This is a genomic window from Pseudomonas graminis, assembly GCF_001705435.1.
Lineage (GTDB): Bacteria > Pseudomonadota > Gammaproteobacteria > Pseudomonadales > Pseudomonadaceae > Aquipseudomonas > Aquipseudomonas graminis_B.
This window is the reverse complement of record NZ_MDEN01000052.1, coordinates 50,804-64,767: the sequence shown is the minus strand read 5'-3', so window position 1 is coordinate 64,767 and position 13,964 is coordinate 50,804. Positions and strand designations below refer to the sequence as shown.

Below are 13,964 nucleotides of genomic sequence, written 5' to 3'. Positions count from 1 at the left end.
GCGTCCAGCCCCTTTTTCTTGCCCCGAGATTGCCATGACCGTGACTGAGCAGCTGGGCGCTTTGAGTTCGATTCTGACTCGCGGCGACTTGCACAGCCTGTTCCAACCGATTGTGTCGCTATCGGATCGGCGCATTCTCGGCTACGAAGCCCTGACTCGCGGTCCTTCCAACAGCGCGCTGCATTCCCCCATCAGCCTGTTCGCCGTGGCCCGCCAGGCCGGGCGCCTGAGCGAACTGGAACTGGCCTGCCGCGAGTCGGCTTGCCGTCGTTTCAGCCAACAGAAGCTGGACGGCAAGCTGTTTCTCAACATCTCGCCGGAGTCCCTGCTGGAAGCCTCGCACCCGCCGGGGCGCACCTTGCAGCTGTTGCAGCGCTACGGCATACCGCCGAGCCGCGTGGTCATCGAACTGACCGAGCAGACCCCGACCGATGACTTTGGCCTGCTCTACAACGCGCTGTATCACTACCGCGATATGGGCTTCTCCATCGCCCTGGATGACTTGGGCGCAGGGTATTCGAGCCTGCGGCTGTGGTCCGAGTTGCGCCCGGATTACGTGAAGATCGACCGGCACTTCATCGACGGCATCCATCAGGACGCGGTCAAGCGTGAGTTCGTGGGCTCCATGCTGCAGATGGCCAAAGCGTCGCGGGCGCTGGTGATCGCTGAAGGCATCGAGTTGCAGGAAGAGCTGGCGGTCTTGATCGAAATGGGCGTCGAACTGGTTCAGGGCTATTTGCTGTGCCGTCCGCAGGAGTTTCCGCCCCGTGACGCTCGCGCGCTGCTGCCGAAAATCGACCCGGCCGCTGCGACCCTGACGGAGGAAACCAGCGACCTCAGCGCCCTCCTCAACGAGCTGCCGGCGGTGGTGCAGACCACGCCCACCGCAACGGTGCTGGAGGCGTTTCGCAAGCAGGCCAATCTCAACTCCCTGGCGGTGCTGGATGAGCAGCATCAGCCGATCGGCATCGTCCATCGCCACTCGCTGTCGGACGTGCTGCTGCAGCCCTTCGCCACCGAACTGTATGCGCGCAAGCCCATTAGTCGTCTGATGAGCGACGACTTTCTAGCCGTCGAGCTGAGCCAGTCGCTTCAGCAGGTCAGCCGGCTGATCACCAGCCGCGCGCGGCAACGCATCGAAGAAGATTTCATCATCATGCAGAACGGCCTCTACCTTGGGCTGGGCCGGGTGATCGATGTACTGAAGCTGATTACCGAAGTGAAGATCCAGCAGGCGCGCTACGCCAACCCGCTGACCCTGCTGCCGGGCAACGTCCCGATCCAGCAATGCCTGACCCGGTTGTTGCAGCAGGGTCGCGAGTCGATGATCTGCTACGTGGACATCGACAGCTTCAAGCCCTTCAACGACATTTACGGCTATGGGCGCGGCGACGAGGTTCTGCTGTGTCTGGCGCAGTGCCTGAACGACCGGATTGACCCGAGCCGCGACTTTGTCGGCCACATCGGCGGCGACGATTTCCTGATGGTGCTGGGCTCGGACGACTGGCGCAAACGCCTGAACATGTTATTGGAAGATTTCCAGAACCAGTGCCGACGCTTCTACCGCGCCGAGCATCTGGAGGCCGGCTGCTTCGTCGCGCTCAACCGCCAGGGCCAACGCCAGGAATTCCCGCTGCTGTCGCTGTCCATTGGCGTCGTGCACCTGCACCCGGAGGTCTGCACGACCCTAGACGCCAGCCAGCTTGCCGAACTGGCGTCTCAGGCCAAGCACCACGCCAAGGAGGTGACCGGTGCAAGTGTGCATGTGATCAATACGCTGGAGGCGGAGGCAATGGCGACCCTGAATCAGGCGGTTTTGGGGTGAGCCGCCGTTCTTTAGAAATGGGGTTGGGGTCAATCTCGAAATCCCGAGTACAACACTAGCCAGGTGGGAGCGAGCTTGCTCGCGAAGGCGACAGTTCGGCATACCTCGGATCAGAAGATGCTCTACTCCGGCTTTACCGGCTGCGCATACTCGAATTCAAACACGCGGGCCACTTCCGAGGCGTGCCAGGACGCTGCAGCGATGCCGTCAGAGGGTCCGGAGAAACGGCCGAGGCGTTCGACGCATTCAAAGAACCCGGTGCGAGGCAGACGGCTGGCGCCCTGACTGATCACCAACGAACTGCGCAATGGCTGCTCGGCGCGGGCGTCGAGGGCGGCGAGGTGTTCAAGGGCGGCAGTCAGGGTTTGCATGGCGGGGGTGGGTAATTGCAACCGCTCAAGCAACGCGCGATAGGTCACCAGGTGACGCTGACGACGGGCCAGGTCCAGTTCGGCGAGCAGCCCGTCCCAGTGCTGGCGACTGATACGCACGCTCATGCCTCACCCCGCCAGCCCGCGACGCCCAGCTCCCACGCCAGACTCCGGCGAATGGCCGCGTCCGGCTCACGGGCGCCGCTCTCAATCAGGTCCAGGTAAGAAGGACTGATGCCGACCGTGCGCGCCAGCTGCGCCACTGCCAGGCCCTTGGCCTCGCGCAATGCACCCAACTGAGATAAAGAAGGCAGGTCTGCGGCGGATGAGGACTGTTCAGACTCGGCCTGGATGTGGGTAGCCGCCTCTGGCTCCGGGCTAGGCGCAACACCTGCGGCGCGCAACAGGGCCTGATACTGCGCCCATGGCAGCACCGCATATTCCGGCTCTCCATCGCGCGAAATAATCTGAAGATCCATAACGCTCCCCTGTAGGACTAAACACGCTTTTACGCAGTCTTTTTCTAAGTATGGGCGGCATCTTAACAGCGGTTGGCTACGACTTGGGTGTGGGGATCACTGCAGCACTGGCGACGGAATGGATGAGCTGCACCAACCCGCGTTCAAATCTTTTTCTCGTGCTCCAGCAGGACAGGCGTTGCCGGCAAACGCTCGACCACCGCGAGCTTCTCCGGGTTCTGCAATTCGCGCCAGGCACGGAATGCGCTGAGCTCGGCTTCGAGGTGCTTCATCACCCAAGCCAGGACGGCGATGTCGTCCAGCATACCCAAGCCGGGGATCCAGTCGGGAATCGCATCCAGTGGGCTGAGGAAATACATCAGACCGGCCACGATAGAGAGAATCGCCTTACCGCTGATAGCGCGATATTCCCCGCGCCAGTAGGCCAGGCACAGCGCTTGAAGCAGTTTCAAATCGTCTTTGATCTTGCCCAGCCGACCGCCCTCACTGGCGGTTTTACCTGCAACGGCGAACAGCAACGCGGGCAGGCGACCTGCGGCCATCAAGCGCTTGGCCATGGGCAGATAACGAATGAGATTCCAGGGTGCTTTCATATCCACTCCACGATTACCGATAAAAATCGACATTCCGGCTGACTGCGTAAGCCGCAGTCGCCTGCTGACGCGTGTGCGGGTTCCGCCCCCAAAGGTTATCCACACAAATTGTGGATAACCTTGTGAACAGACCCGCTTTTCGGGGTCGGAACGCCCGTTCTACAGGGGCCGGACTTAGATCGCGCGTTTTTTACACACATAAAAACCCGCGAAAATCGTTGACTCACTGGGGCTGTGGCGCTAGCCACAATCCAATGAGCACCGCGATGAGCGCCCCGCAGCCTCCGACAAATCCCGGGTTAAAGCCCGTTGACTGACCGACATGGGACTCTGCCCGTCCATGCCGGTTCGATGAAATAGGCCCGGAAATGAAAATGCCCCGTCGAGACGGGGCATTTCTTTCAAGCGGTAACCGAACTTACGAACGATTACTTCTTGGCGGCTGGCTTGGCCGGTTCGGCGGCCGGGGCAGCCTCTTCTTCTTCATCAGCGCCGGCGGCAGCATCATTGGCGCCTGCAGCAGCAGGGTCCTTGATGCCCAGCAGTTCGAGGTCGAAGACCAGAACCGAGTTCGCCGGGATCATTGGGCTAGGGCTCTGTGCGCCGTAGGCCAATTCGCTAGGGATGTAGAGTTTGACTTTCTCGCCGACGTGCATCAGCTGCAGACCTTCGACCCAACCCGGGATCACGCCGCTGACCGGCAGATCAATCGGGCTGCCACGTTCAACAGAGCTGTCGAACACTTTGCCGTCAGTCAGCTTGCCTTCGTAGTGAACGGTCACGACATCAGTCGGCTTCGGTACTGGACCGTCGGCTTTCTTGATGATTTCGTATTGCAGGCCGGAAGCAGTCGTGGTGACTTCCTTACGCTTGCCGTTCTCTTCGAGGAACTTCTTGCCGGCGGCTGCCGACTCTTCGCTCATCTTGGCCATGCGCTCTTCAGCGCGCTTTTGCAGGTCGCCAAATGCTGCAACCAACTCTTCGTCTTTGAGCTTCTGCTCTTTCTTGCCAACGGCGTCTTCGATACCCAGCGCTACCGCTTTGGAATCCAGATCGTCCATGCCTTCCTGAGCCAGGCTTTTGCCCATGTTCAGGCCGATGCCGTAAGAGGCTTTCTGGGCCGGGGTTTTCAGCTCAACGGTGCTGGCTTGCTTGTCGCAGCCCGCGAGTACCAGACCGACCAGGGCAATCGCCGCTGCCAACCGATGCTGTTTCATTCTGTTTCCTTGTTCATGCGCCAATAGGGCAAACGAGTAAAGCCGCGAGCTTATCAGGCTGCCGCGATCAATGGCTACCGGCATGAGAGGGAGAAAAGGCAGATAAGTTCAGGTATCCAAAGGTTTTCTTGTTTGATCGAGAAATTCGTTCAGTTGGGGTTCAGCGGACAGCTACGGGGGGAGAGAACGGCGCTAATACACGTCGCGCACATAGCGCTTCTGCTCGGTCAGACAGCGCAACTGTTCGGCCGCCTTTTCCAGGCTGACGCCGCCCTGTTCGCTGATCACACGACGCAGCGCCTGATCGACATCCCGCGCCATCCGCGAAGCATCGCCGCAGATGTACAGGTGCGCGCCCTCCTCCAGCCAGCGCCAGAGTTCGGCGCCCTGTTCCTGTATGCGCTGTTGAACGTAGATTTTCTCTGCCTGATCCCGGGAAAACGCCAGGCTCAGCCGAGTGAGCAGGCCGTCCTGCTGCATGCCTTGAAGCTCGTCGCGGTAATAAAAGTCGGTGGCCTGATGCTGCTCGCCAAAGAACAGCCAGTTCCGGCCCCGATCGCCCCGGGCGCGCCGCTCCTGTAGAAACGCCCGGAACGGCGCCACACCGGTGCCCGGACCGATCATGATCATCGGCACATGGCCATCGACCGGGGGGCGAAAATGCCGCGTGGGCTGCAGGAAAATCGGCACCTCGCACTCGGCCGCACGATCCGCCAGAAAGGTCGACGACACGCCTTTGCGCGATCCATAGCGCACCGCGGAAACCGTCAGGTGAACTTCATCGGGATACGTCTTGGCGCTCGACGCAATGGAATAAAGCCGCGGCTGAAGGGGCTTGAGATGATCAAGCCATTCCTGCGCAGAGCAGGCGATGGGGAACTCACGCAACACGTCGGCCAACTGTCGGCCCCACAGCCAGTCCTTTAGCTCGCTTTTGAAGGGTTCGGTCAGCAGGGTTTTCAGATCGTTGCTGCCGTTACGCTCGGCGATGAACGCCAAAGTGTCTGCGCCAGGTCGCGCAATCTCGAACTGCTCGGCCAGCGCCTGACACAGCGGCACGTCGCCAGCCTTCACGCCACACACCGGTTGCTCGGCGTTCAGACCCGTAAGCTCAAGCCACTCGTTCACCAGTTCAGGGCAATTGCGCGGCCACACCCCCAACGCGTCGCCGGCTTCATAGGTCATTCCTGAACCTTCAAGGGTCAATGCCAGTTGCCGCGTGTCCTTGGCGGCGCCCTCCGCATTCAGTCGCCGGTTGAGCGACACCTTGGCGTGATGGGGCTGTGTCCGTGAAGGCTGATTCCCAAAAGCTGGGGCGTTGTCGGTGATTGAAGGGGTAGGAAGATTCAGCGACAGCGCCTGCTGCAACCCGGTGAACCAGTTGTCTGCGTGGGCCTGGTATTCGCCGTCGCAATCGATTCTGGGGAGCAGTGACGAAGCGCCCAAGTGCTGCAGGCGCTGGTCGAGGTTCTTGCCGTGTTGGCAAAAGCGGTCGTAACTCGAATCGCCCAGCGCCAGCACGGCGTAGCGCAGCGATTCCAGACGTTCTTGCCGGGCAGCCAGTGACTGCCAGAACCGTTGCCCGTTATCGGGTGATTCGCCGTCGCCGAAGGTGCTGCTGATCAGTGCGACGTTCTGCAGTTGGTCAAGACGCTCGCAGGGGAAACTGTCCATCGCCGCCACGTAAACGGGTACGCCGGCAGTCTTCAACCGGTCGGCGAACTGCCGGGCCAACGCTTCGGCATTGCCGGTTTGTGATGCCCAGAGCAGCGTCAACAGCGGCGCATGGTCAGGTGCTGTCTGCGTCTCGGAGTCGACTTGGGGCACATTGAGGAAGCGATGCCCGATCAGCTCGACCTTGCGCAAGGCGACCGCACAACACTTGAATTCGGGCTGGCGGGAGATCGGGTCGACGGCGTCGTTGGTCACGGCGTTAATCGCCAGCTTTTCGCCATACACGTCATTCCAGTGAAAGGGCGCGAAGCAGTTGCCCGGCAGCACGCGGTCGCTGATCACCGCAGGCAACACCGCCAGGCCTCGTACGGAACGGATTTCCACGCCATCGCCTTCGCGGATGCCCAGCGCAAGGGCATCGTCGGGGTGCAGCTCGACGAACGGACGGGCATTTAGCGCGTTCAGTGTCGGGACTTTCCCGGTCTTGGTCAGGGTGTGCCACTGGTGTTGCAGGCGGCCGGTATTAAGCACCATGGGAAATGCATCGTTGGGCAGTTCAGCTGCAGGCATGTGCGGGCGTGGGAAAAATACCGCCTTGCCGTTTGCGGTGGGAAAGACAATCGCCGGGCGTGCCGTGGGGCCGTCTTCAACTGAGCTCGCGTTGCTATCGCTGTCACTGTGGTTGTCGCTGAGGTAGCGAATCGGATTGCGCACGCGCTCGTCATTGGGCGCACACGGCCACTGCACCGGTTGATCCCGCAGCCGCCCATAGCTGGCGCCGCGAATGTCGTAGCCCGTGGCAGGGTTCCACGCCTGTTTGATTTCCTCGAACACCGCTTCGGCGCAGGCATAACTGAAAGCATCAGCGAAGCCCATTTCACAGGCGACCCTGGCGATGATCTGCCAGTCCGGCAACGCCTGGCCCGGTGCATCGACGGCTTTCTGTGTCAGGTTTAGATTGCGTTCGGAATTGATCATCACCCCTTCCGCCTCAGCCCAGAGCGCGCCCGGCAACAAGATGTCGGCGTAGCGATTGGTCTCGGTGTCGAGGAAGGCGTCCTGGGTGATGACCAGTTCGGCGGTCTTCAGGGCGTCGATGACCGTGGTGCGGTTGGCAACGCTGGCGACCGGGTTGGTGCAGATGATCCAGCAGGCCTTGATCACGCCCTCGCGCATCTGCTCGAACAGGTCGATGGTGCCGCCGCCGGGCATGTGCGGGATGCTGCCCTCCGGGATGCGCCAGATGTCTTCGATGAAGCGGCGGTCGGCGTCTACCAACACCGAGCGCTGTCCGGGAAGTCCCGGGCCCATGTAGCCCATTTCCCTTCCGCCCATGGCATTCGGTTGGCCGGTCAGGGAAAACGGACCGCTGCCGGGCCGGCAAACCGCTCCGGTCGCCAGGTGCAGGTTGCACAGCGCATTGGTGTTCCAGGTGCCGTGGGTGCTCTGGTTCAGGCCCATGGTCCAGCAACTCATCCACTCCTGCGCCGCGCCGATCATCCGCGCAGCCTGACGGATGTCGACTTCGGCCAGGCCGGTGATCTGCGCGACGTAAGCGGGCGTGTACTCGGCGAGGAATTCGGGCATGACGTCCCAGCCCTGGGTGAACGAGGCAATGAAGTCGGCATCGGTGTCGCCGTTCTTCACCAGCAAGTGCAACAGCCCATTGAGCAGCGCGAGGTCGGTGCCCGGTTTGATTTGCAGGAACAAGCCGGCCTTGTAGGCGGTGGCACTGCGCCGTGGGTCGACGACGATCAGCTTCGCCCCGGCCTTGACCCGGTCCATCATGCGCAGGAACAGGATGGGATGACAGTCGGCCATATTGGCGCCGATCACGAAAAACAGATCGGCCTTGTCGAAGTCATCGTAGGACCCCGGCGGGCCGTCCGCGCCCAACGAAAGCTTGTAGCCGCTGCCCGCGCTGGCCATGCACAGCCGCGAATTGGATTCGATATTGGCCGTGCGCACGAAGCCTTTGGCAAGCTTGTTGGCCAGGTATTGCGCCTCCAGGGACATCTGCCCCGAGACGTAAAACGCCAGTGCGCCCGGGCCGTCGCGATCCAGAATCCTACGCAAGCGCCGGGCGGTTTCGCTGATGGCGGCGTCCATTTCCGCGCGCACTGGCTCGTGGCTGCGCTGATGGCGGATGTAGGCGGACTCCATCCGCCCCGACTCGGCAATCGCCTGGCCGCAGGTGGTGCCTTTGGTACACAGTCGGCCGAAATTGCTCGGGTGCGTCTTGTCGCCGACGACCTTGATGACCCGGTTGTCCTCGACCTGCATGACGATGCCGCAACCTACGCCACAATAAGGACACACGCTCTTTACGCTGCTGCTCGCCATATTCCGTTTCCTGAAAGCAAAAAAAGACGCCCTGTTCTCATCCGTTGGAAAACGGAGAGCACACGGCGCCTTTGTCGTGAATATGGCAATCGGCGTTGATTGCCTGTGAACAGGATATTGCAAAGAGCAGGCCAGCCTGGCCGTGGAACGTGCAGCGGGCGGTTTCAGCGAAAGTTGCTCACACGATCAATGGGCGTTGAGCTTCACCGTGGGGCGCACCAGTGTAAATCGCACCCTTTTCGAGCCGGAACCGTTCGCTATGGAGGGCGACGAGATCGAATAACGATCACGCTTCTGGCCCGTCAAACCTGCGCATCTGGCCGGAAAGAAACGGGGCGGGCGCGTCGATATTCCCACTGGCACAGCCATTGCTAAGTCTCTTATCAAGTCCAGCCTGAACACGCGGTTGGCAGCCCTGGCCGGTCAACGCGGACCGCCAGCCGTTCGCGGCGTCGGGCTCACCAGGTTGGCGTCGACACTGTGGTCGCGCGGCAACCCCTAAAAGAACAGGCAAAGGCGCCTGGAACCGAGAGGTTCCGGGCGCCTTTTTTTTTGCTTTCGAAAAACCTGATTGGCCTTGGCCGGGACTCGATATGAACACCACAGTCGCCCCACTCAACGACGTCCAAACCCTCATCGTCATCGGCAACGGCATGGTGGGTCACCACTGCGTCGAGCAACTGATCGCCGCCGGCGCCCTTGAGCACTATCGCATTCATGTGTTCGGTGAGGAAGGCCAGCGCGCCTATGACCGCGTGCATCTGTCCGAATACTTTGGTGGTCGCGACGCCGAGTCACTGGCGATGAGCGCTGCTTCTTTATATGAGCAGACCGGGCTTGCGCTGCACCTGGGTGTGCCGGTGCTGGAAATCGACCGGGCGCGGCGCGAAGTGATCACCGCCAAGGGCAGCTTCGGGTACGACAAGCTGGTGCTGGCGACGGGTTCCTATCCTTTCGTGCCGCCCATCGAAGGCGCTGAAGGCCATTCTCGGCTGGTCTACCGCACCCTGGACGACCTCGACACCATCCGCGCCGCCGCCAGCCAGGCAAAACGCGGCGTGGTGGTCGGCGGCGGGCTGTTGGGACTGGAAGCGGCCAACGCGCTGAAGTCCCTGGGCCTGGAAGCCCACGTGGTGGAATTCGCGCCGCGCCTGATGCCGGTGCAGCTGGATGACCACGGCGGCGCCGCCCTGAAGGCGCGCATCGAAGCGCTGGGCGTGGGCGTGCACCTGTCTCGCGCGACGCAATCCATCAGCGCGGGTGAGGAATACCGCTACCGGATGAATTTCGCCGGCGATGAATTCCTCGAAACCGATCTGATCGTCTTCTCTGCCGGCATACGCCCCCAGGACGCCCTCGCCCGCCAGTGTGAACTGGCGCTGGGCCCGCGCGGCGGCATCGCCATCGACGAACATTGCCGCACCAGCGACGCCGACATTTTTGCCATCGGTGAGTGCGCCGCCTGGAACGGCAGCGTTTTCGGCCTCGTCGCGCCGGGTTATCAAATGGCGCGCAACGTCGCCGCGCAATTGTGCGACCTGACCGCCGAGCCATTCTTCGGCGCCGACATGTCGACCAAACTCAAACTGCTGGGCGTCGACGTTGGCTCCATCGGCGATGCCCACGGCGCGTTGACGGGCGCGCGCAGCTACCGGTTTATCGACGAGGCCACCGGCAGTTATCGCCGCCTGGTGGTGTCCGCCGATGGCAAAAAGGTGCTCGGCGCCGTGCTGGTGGGTGACAACAGCTATTACGACACCTTGCTGCAATACGTGCAGAACGGCATCAAGCTGCCGGCCAATCCGTCTAGCCTGATCCTCCCCCACAGCGACGGCGCGCCGACGCTTGGCGCCGATGCCCTGCCCGCCACGGCAACCATTTGCTCGTGCCACAACGTCAGCAAGGCCTCGATCTGCTCGGCCATCGACGGCGGCTGCACGGACCTCGCCGGGCTCAAGGCCTGCACAAAGGCCGCCACCGGTTGCGGCGGTTGTGCAGCGCTGCTGAAGAGCGTGTTCGAGCACGAGCTGATCGCCCGCGGCGTCACCGTCGATAAAAGCCTGTGCGAGCACTTCCCCTTCACGCGTCAGGAGCTGTACGCCTTCGCCCGGGTGGAAAACATCGAAAGCTTCGACGAGATGCTGGCCCGCCACGGCAAAGGCCATCTGGGTTGCGACATCTGCAAGCCCACCGTCGGCTCGATCCTCGCCTCGTGCTGGAATCGGCCGATCATGGACCCGTCGCTGGTGCCGCTGCAGGACACCAACGACACGTTCATGGCCAACATGCAGAAGAACGGCACGTACTCAGTGGTGCCGCGCATCCCGGCGGGCGAAATCACTGCCGACGGCTTGATCGCCATTGGCGCGGTCGCGAAGAAATACGACCTGTACACCAAGATCACTGGTGGCCAGCGCATCGACCTGTTCGGCGCGCAACTGCATGAGCTGCCGGACATCTGGGCCGAGCTGATCGCCGCCGGGTTCGAGACCGGCCATGCCTACGGCAAATCGACGCGGACGGTGAAGTCCTGCGTCGGCAGCACCTGGTGCCGTTACGGCATTCAGGACAGCGTGCAGATGGCGCTCAACATCGAGGACCGCTACAAGGGCCTGCGTTCACCCCACAAGCTGAAGTTCGCGGTGTCCGGTTGCACCCGTGAATGCGCCGAAGCCCAGAGCAAGGACATCGGCGTGATCGCCACGGAGAACGGCTGGAATCTCTACGTGTGCGGCAACGGCGGCATGCGCCCGCGCCACGCCGAGCTGTTCGCCACCGATCTGGACGACGAGACGCTGATTCGCTACATCGACCGCGTGCTGATGTTTTACATCCGCACCGCTGACAAGTTGCAGAGAACGTCGGTCTGGCGCGAGTCCATTGAAGGCGGGCTGGATTTTCTGAAAGCGGTGGTGATCGAGGACAGCCTGGGGCTCGCCGACGAACTGGAGGCGCAGATGCAGTTGGTGGTCGACCGTTATGAATGCGAGTGGGCGAATGCGCTGAAGAGCCCGGAGAAACTCAAGCGTTTCCGCACGTTCGTCAATGACAAGGGCGCTGACCCGGACATTCATTTCGTCAAGGAGCGCAGCCAGCGTCGTCCCGCTCGCGCTGAAGAGTTGAATCTGATTGCTGCTGTGGAGGTTTCACGATGAGCCAGGCCAATGCGGCTGTGAGGGAGATGCCAAAAGCTCAGGTGTGGCGCGCGGTGTGTGCGCGCGAGGATCTGGTGCTGAATTCCGGGGTGGTGGCGCTGGTGGGCACTGCGCAGGTGGCGCTGTTTTTTGTGGCGTCGATTGGCGGCGCGCCGCAGTTGTTTGCGGTGGACAATCGCGATCCGGTGACGGGGGTGAATGTGATGGGTCGGGGGTTGGTCGGCAGTTTGGGCGGGGACCTTGTGATCGCTTCGCCTTTGTATAAGCAGCATTACCGGCTGGAAGATGGCACGTGCCTTGAAGACGCAGCGCTGCGGCTGCGGACCTGGCCGGTTCGGCTGGTGGGGGATGCTGTGGAGGTGGGTCTAGGGGACTTGGGTCTAGGGGACTGATTTATTTACAGCGCTTCACCGTAAATTAATCTGTCCCCGAGTGCGCGGTGCGGCTGAGAGAAGGTCAAGAGCGTCTGCCTAACGGCAGACATTTCGCCTTCGGCGAGTTACTTGGAAAAGCACCCCAAGTAACCAAGGGTGCCTGCTCCTGGTTGGGCCCCTCGTGCCTCGGGGTTCCCTCACTCCGGTCTCGCTCCGTGGGCCCGCGCCGAACGGACATCCATGTCCTGACGGCGCTCTCGCGGCATCCATGCCGCTCGGCCCACTGCGCGAGACCTGCGTTCAGCCTGCACCCAAGTCGCGATTGGCGGTGTTTGGGCCTTCTGTGTACGAAGATCAAAAGCAGATCAAAAGCTTCCCGGCTGAAGCCGGTCCTACGGGACTACGCAGTGCTTTTCGTGGGACCGGCTTCAGCCGGGAAGAGGCCGGTGTGAGCATCATCAGGCTTGCGGGCTATGAATCGTTGCACTGGATGCACGCGCTGCTTTTCGTAGGACCGGCTTTAGCCGGGAAGAGGCCAGTGTGGACACTGGTCACCTCAGATCAGCCGCGCCCACCAAATCTCACGCACAAAAAAAGCGACCCTAAGGTCGCTCTCTTTGTCGTTACGAGGAGTTCAAGGGCCTCGTAACTCAATATGGCGCAGCGGACGGGACTCGAACCCGCGACCCCCGGCGTGACAGGCCGGTATTCTAACCGACTGAACTACCGCTGCGCGTAACACTTGAAACGAATGGTGGGTGATGACGGGATCGAACCGCCGACATTCTGCTTGTAAGGCAGACGCTCTCCCAGCTGAGCTAATCACCCTTCGCTTCGGTGTGGCGCGCATTCTACGGAGCGATCAAAAAGCTGGCAAGCACTTTTTGAAATAAATTTTATAATCCTTCCAAAGGCTTACATCAGGGTTGGCCGCAGGGTCGCAGCAGCGAATAATGCCCCCCTTTGTATAAAGGAGAGATGTACCCCATGTGGTTCAAAAACCTGCTTGTCTATCGCCTGACCCAGGACCTGCCATTTGACGCCGAGGCGCTGGAAACCGCGTTGGCGACCAAGCCTGCACGTGCCTGTGCCAGCCAGGAGTTGACCACTTACGGTTTCATCGCCCCGTTCGGCAAGGGCGAAGACGCGCCACTGGTGCACGTCAGCGGTGATTTCATGCTGATCTCGGCGCGCAAGGAAGAACGCATCCTGCCCGGCAGCGTGGTCAACGATGCATTGAAAGAGAAAGTCGAAGAGATCGAGACCGAGCAGATGCGCAAGGTCTACAAGAAGGAACGCGATCAGCTCAAGGATGAAATCATCCAGGCCTTTCTGCCCCGCGCCTTTATCCGTCGCTCGGCCACGTTCGCCGCCATCGCCCCCAAGCAGGGCGTGATTCTGGTCAACGCTTCCAGCCCGAAGCGCGCCGAAGACCTGCTGTCGACCCTGCGTGAAGTGGTCGGCTCGTTGCCCGTCCGCCCCGTGACCGTCAAAACAGCGCCAACCGCTGTCATGACCGAGTGGGTCAAGACTGGCGAGACCGCCGAGCACTTCTTCGTGCTGGACGAATGCGAACTGCGCGACACCCACGAAGACGGCGGCGTTGTGAAGTGCAAGCGTCAGGACCTGACCAGCGACGAAATCCAGCTGCACCTGAGCACCGGCAAGGTCGTCACTCAGCTGTCGCTGGCGTGGCAGGACAAGCTGTCGTTCGTGCTGGATGACAAGCTCGGTATCAAACGCCTGAAGTTCGAAGACCTGCTGCAGGATGAAGCCGAGCAGAACGGCGGCGACGATGCGCTGGGTCAGCAGGACGCCAGCTTCACCTTGATGATGCTGACGTTCGGTGAGTTCCTGCCGCAATTGATGGAAGCACTGGGCGGCGAAGAGATTCCCCAGGGGATCTGATTTCGCCCACTGACGCAGGGGCCGG

9 protein-coding genes and 2 tRNA genes are annotated in these 13,964 nt (G+C 61.5%); 4 read left to right on the top strand and 7 right to left on the bottom strand.

The annotated features are described in order from the left end of the window. Positions 1 to 34: 34 nt before the first annotated feature. Positions 35 to 1,825 (top strand): bifunctional diguanylate cyclase/phosphodiesterase, encoded by a 1,791-nt coding sequence (locus tag BBI10_RS03625; RefSeq protein WP_065986841.1) that lies wholly within the window; start codon positions 35 to 37, stop codon positions 1,823 to 1,825. Positions 1,826 to 1,947: 122 nt separating this feature from the next. Here BBI10_RS03625 and BBI10_RS03620 read toward each other — a convergent pair whose 3' ends face one another. The 5 genes from BBI10_RS03620 to BBI10_RS03600 all read right to left on the bottom strand — a co-directional run bounded on the left by BBI10_RS03620 (position 1,948) and on the right by BBI10_RS03600 (position 8,502). Further along, positions 1,948 to 2,322, bottom strand: coding sequence for a hypothetical protein (locus BBI10_RS03620; protein WP_065986840.1), 375 nt, complete (start codon positions 2,320 to 2,322; stop codon positions 1,948 to 1,950). Beyond that, a complete protein-coding gene (locus BBI10_RS03615; protein WP_065986839.1) occupies positions 2,319 to 2,675 on the bottom strand; it encodes a helix-turn-helix domain-containing protein in 357 nt (118 codons plus the stop codon). The genes BBI10_RS03620 and BBI10_RS03615 overlap by 4 nt, the downstream gene beginning before the upstream one ends. Positions 2,676 to 2,818: 143 nt before the next feature. Then, on the bottom strand, positions 2,819 to 3,268 hold the full coding sequence (locus tag BBI10_RS03610; protein WP_065986833.1) for a YkvA family protein: 450 nt from the start codon (positions 3,266 to 3,268) through the stop codon (positions 2,819 to 2,821). 428 nt (positions 3,269 to 3,696) lie between these two features. Continuing rightward, entirely contained in the window at positions 3,697 to 4,485 is a 789-nt protein-coding gene (locus tag BBI10_RS03605) for an FKBP-type peptidyl-prolyl cis-trans isomerase (protein ID WP_065986831.1), read from the bottom strand. 192 nt (positions 4,486 to 4,677) lie between these two features. Further along, entirely contained in the window at positions 4,678 to 8,502 is a 3,825-nt protein-coding gene (locus BBI10_RS03600) for a bifunctional nitrate reductase/sulfite reductase flavoprotein subunit alpha (protein WP_083233008.1), read from the bottom strand. 593 nt (positions 8,503 to 9,095) lie between these two features. Here BBI10_RS03600 and nirB point away from each other — a divergent pair. Both nirB and nirD read left to right on the top strand, forming a co-directional pair. Next, positions 9,096 to 11,657 carry a nitrite reductase large subunit NirB gene (nirB, locus tag BBI10_RS03595; protein ID WP_065986828.1) on the top strand — a complete coding sequence of 854 codons (2,562 nt, stop codon included), beginning with the start codon at positions 9,096 to 9,098 and terminating at the stop codon, positions 11,655 to 11,657. Continuing rightward, a complete protein-coding gene (nirD, locus tag BBI10_RS03590; protein WP_065986825.1) occupies positions 11,654 to 12,049 on the top strand; it encodes a nitrite reductase small subunit NirD in 396 nt (131 codons plus the stop codon). The genes nirB and nirD overlap by 4 nt, the downstream gene beginning before the upstream one ends. A 638-nt stretch (positions 12,050 to 12,687) precedes the next feature. Here nirD and BBI10_RS03585 read toward each other — a convergent pair. After that, a tRNA-Asp gene (locus BBI10_RS03585) sits at positions 12,688 to 12,764 on the bottom strand. Between the two features lie 19 nt (positions 12,765 to 12,783). After that, a tRNA-Val gene (locus BBI10_RS03580) sits at positions 12,784 to 12,859 on the bottom strand. Positions 12,860 to 13,018: 159 nt separating this feature from the next. Here BBI10_RS03580 and rdgC point away from each other — a divergent pair. Further along, positions 13,019 to 13,939, top strand: coding sequence for a recombination-associated protein RdgC (gene rdgC, locus BBI10_RS03575; RefSeq protein ID WP_065986824.1), 921 nt, complete (start codon positions 13,019 to 13,021; stop codon positions 13,937 to 13,939). Positions 13,940 to 13,964: the final 25 nt, after the last annotated feature.